We start from the raw sequence: 3,832 nt of genomic DNA, 5'->3' as shown, positions 1-3,832 counted from the left end.
GCCCCGTCGCCCGGCGGCCATGCCGGCGCGGCGGCGCGGCGCGGGCGTTTTCGGGCGGCCCGACGACGCTGTGGACGCAAAAATTTTCCGCGCGAAATCCAGGAGGCGGAAACAGCACTTACGGCCGGCGCCGACTTATCCACAATTTTACCGCCAAGACCACAACATCTAGCGTGGAACCGGGAGGCCGAACACCACTTGTTGACGTGAAGGCCGGCCCGGCGTTAATGTCCGGGTCATGGTTCGGGAGCGCCGATCCGTTCGATCCGTGCGCGTCCAGCCACCTTCTTACCAACGTCGGCCGATCCGGGCAGCGTCGCTTCAGGCGCCCGGATTCGGCTCTTCGGATCTCCGGATTCAACCCCGGGGCGCCTCTGCGCCTCGTCGGGAGAGGTGCGTCTCATGCGGTTCGAGCGTCGTTACACCACGTCCGGTTCCTCGCCTTATGCGGCGATCCCGTTCCGCAAGGCACTGTCCGAGATCCGCAACCCGGACGGCTCGACCGTCTTCCGCCTCGACGGGATCTCGGTGCCCGAGAGCTGGAGCCAGGTCGCGAGCGACGTGCTGGCGCAGAAGTACTTCCGCAAGGCCGGCGTGCCGGCGCGCCTGAAAAGGGTCGAGGAGAACGACGTCCCGTCCTTCCTGTGGCGCTCGGTGCCGGACGAGGCGGCGCTCGGCGAGCTGCCCGAGGCCGAGCGCACCGGCTCCGAGACGTCGGCGACGCAGGTGTTCGACCGCCTGGCCGGCTGCTGGACCTACTGGGGCTGGAAGGGCGGCTACTTCACCTCCGAGGAGGACGCCTCCGCGTTCCTCGACGAGCTGCGCTTCATGCTCGCCAAGCAGATGGTCGCGCCGAACTCGCCGCAATGGTTCAACACCGGCCTGCACTGGGCCTACGGCATCGACGGCCCGGCCCAGGGCCATTACTACGTCGACTACCGCAGCGGCGAGCTGACTAAGTCCGCCTCGTCCTACGAGCACCCGCAGCCGCATGCCTGCTTCATCCAGGGCGTGCAGGACGACCTCGTCAACGAGGGCGGCATCATGGACCTGTGGGTCCGCGAGGCGCGCCTGTTCAAGTACGGCTCCGGCACCGGCTCGAATTTTTCGATGCTTCGTGGAGAAAACGAAAAACTCGGCGGCGGCGGCAAGTCGTCCGGCCTGATGTCCTTCCTCAAGATCGGCGACCGGGCGGCCGGCGCGATCAAGTCCGGCGGCACCACCCGGCGCGCGGCCAAGATGGTCATCGTCGACATCGACCACCCGGACATCGAGCAGTACATCGACTGGAAGGTGAAGGAGGAGCAGAAGGTCGCCGCGCTGGTGACCGGCTCCAAGATCGTCTCCAAGCACCTCGCCGCGGTGATGAAGGCCTGCACCCAGTGCGAGGCGGAAGGCGACGCCTGCTTCGACCCCGAGCGCAACCCGGCCCTGAAGAAGGCCGTGAAGGCCGCCCGCAAGGACGCCGTGCCGGATTCCTACACCAAGCGGGTGATCCAGTTCGCCCGCCAAGGCTTCACCAAGATCGACTTCCCTGTCTACGACACCGACTGGGACTCGGAGGCCTACCTCACGGTGGCCGGCCAGAACTCCAACAACTCGGTCTCGCTGACCGACGACTTCCTGCGCGCGGTCGAGACCGACGCGCCCTGGGAGCTGAAGGCCCGCACCACCGGCAAGACGACCAAGACCCTGCCGGCGCGCGAGCTGTGGGAGAAGATCGGCGAGGCGGCCTGGGCCTCGGCTGATCCGGGCCTGCACTTCAACACCACGATGAACGACTGGCACACCTGCCCGACCGGCGGGCGGATCCGGGCCTCGAACCCGTGCTCCGAGTACATGTTCCTCGACGACACCGCCTGCAACCTGGCCTCGGCCAACCTGCTGACGATGTACGACCGCCAGACCAAGCAGTTCGACGTCGAGGCGTTCGAGCACCTCAACCGCCTCTGGACGGTGGTGCTCGAGATCTCGGTGACGATGGCGCAGTTCCCGTCGAAGGAGATCGCCGAGCTCTCCTACAGGTACCGCACGCTCGGCCTCGGCTACGCCAACATCGGCGGCCTGCTGATGACGATGGGCCTGCCCTACGACTCGGATAAGGGCCGGGCGCTGGCCGGCGCGCTGACCGCGATCATGACCGGCGTGTCCTACGCCACCTCGGCCGAGATGGCCGCGGAGCTCGGGGCCTTTCCGGCCTACGAGGACAACGCGGACGCCATGCTCAAGGTGATCCGCAACCACCACCGCGCGGCGCACGGCGAGGCGGAGGGCTACGAGTTCCTCTCGATCGCCCCGGTGCCGCTCGACCACGCCAACATCCCGCAGGGCAATCTCGGCGACCACGCCCGCGCCGCCTGGGACCGCGCCCTGCGGCTCGGCGAGGAGCACGGCTATCGCAACGCGCAGGCGACGGTGCTGGCGCCGACCGGCACGATCGGCCTCGTCATGGATTGCGACACCACCGGCATCGAGCCCGACTTCGCCCTGGTGAAGTTCAAGAAGCTCGCCGGCGGCGGCTACTTCAAGATCATCAACCAGGCCGCGCCGGATGCGCTGCGCGCGCTCGGCTACCGCGAATCCGAGATCGCCGAGATCGAGGCCTACGCGGTCGGCCACGGCTCGATGGGCCAGGCGCCGGCGATCAACCCGGGCTCCCTGCGGGCCAAGGGCTTCACCGACGACAAGATCGCCGCGATCGAGGCGGGCCTGAAGTCGGCCTTCGACATCAAGTTCGTGTTCAACCGCTGGACGTTGGGCGACGCCTTCCTCACCGACACCCTGAAGGTGCCGGCGGACAGGCTCTCCGACCCGACCTTCGAGCTGCTGCCGTTCCTCGGCTTCTCGCGGAAGGACGTCGAGGCCGCCAACACCCACATCTGCGGGGCGATGACGCTCGAGGGCGCGCCGGGGCTGAAGCAGGAGCACTACGCGGTGTTCGACTGCGCCAACCCGTGCGGGCGGATCGGCAAGCGCTACCTCTCGGTCGACAGCCACATCCGCATGATGGCGGCGGCGCAGCCCTTCATCTCGGGGGCGATCTCCAAGACCATCAACATGCCCAACGACGCCACGGTCGAGGATTGCAAGGCGGCCTACACCCTGTCCTGGCGCCTGGCGCTCAAGGCCAACGCGCTCTACCGCGACGGCTCCAAGCTGTCGCAGCCGCTGAACTCGGCCCTGATCCAGGACGAGGACGACGAGGAGGACATGGTCGAGGCGCTGGTGCAGGCGCCGGCCGCCGCCAAGGCGACGCAGCTCGCCGAACGAATCGTCGAGCGGGTGATCGAGCGGGTCGAGCGCATCCGCTCGCGCGAGAAGCTGCCGCACCGGCGCAAGGGCTACACCCAGAAGGCCGTCGTCGGCGGCCACAAGGTCTACCTGCGCACCGGCGAGTACGACGACGGCCGCATCGGCGAGATCTTCATCGACATGCACAAGGAGGGCGCCGCCTTCCGAAGCCTGATGAACAACTTCGCCATCGCGATCTCGCTCGGGCTCCAGTACGGCGTGCCGCTCGAGGAATACGTCGAGGCCTTCACCTTCACCCGCTTCGAGCCGGCGGGCTTCGTGCAGGGCAACGACGCGATCAAGAACGCGACCTCGATCCTCGACTACGTCTTCCGCGAGCTGGCGATCTCGTACCTCGCCCGCATGGACCTCGCCCATGTCGACCCCTCCGAGATCGGCTCGACCGTGCTCGGCGGCGGCGAGGGCGACACCACCCGCGAGGCGGGCAAGCCGCAGCAGACGGCCGCCAGCGTCGTCTCCCGCGGTCTGCTGCGCGGCTCGGCCGACCGGCTGACCCTGATCCAGGGCGGCCCGTCCGGCG

General features: G+C 68.1%; 1 protein-coding gene. It reads left to right on the top strand.

The features are described 5' to 3' along the window. Window positions 1–402 precede the first annotated feature (402 nt). The coding region (locus FV230_RS25635) for a vitamin B12-dependent ribonucleotide reductase (protein WP_147844397.1) at window positions 403–3,832 on the top strand (3,430 nt) is incomplete at its 3' end.

This window comes from Methylobacterium sp. WL6 (assembly GCF_008040095.1).
Classification (GTDB): domain Bacteria; phylum Pseudomonadota; class Alphaproteobacteria; order Rhizobiales; family Beijerinckiaceae; genus Methylobacterium.
The sequence above is the reverse complement of the archived record's forward strand: the minus strand, read 5'-3'. Positions and strand labels throughout refer to the sequence as shown.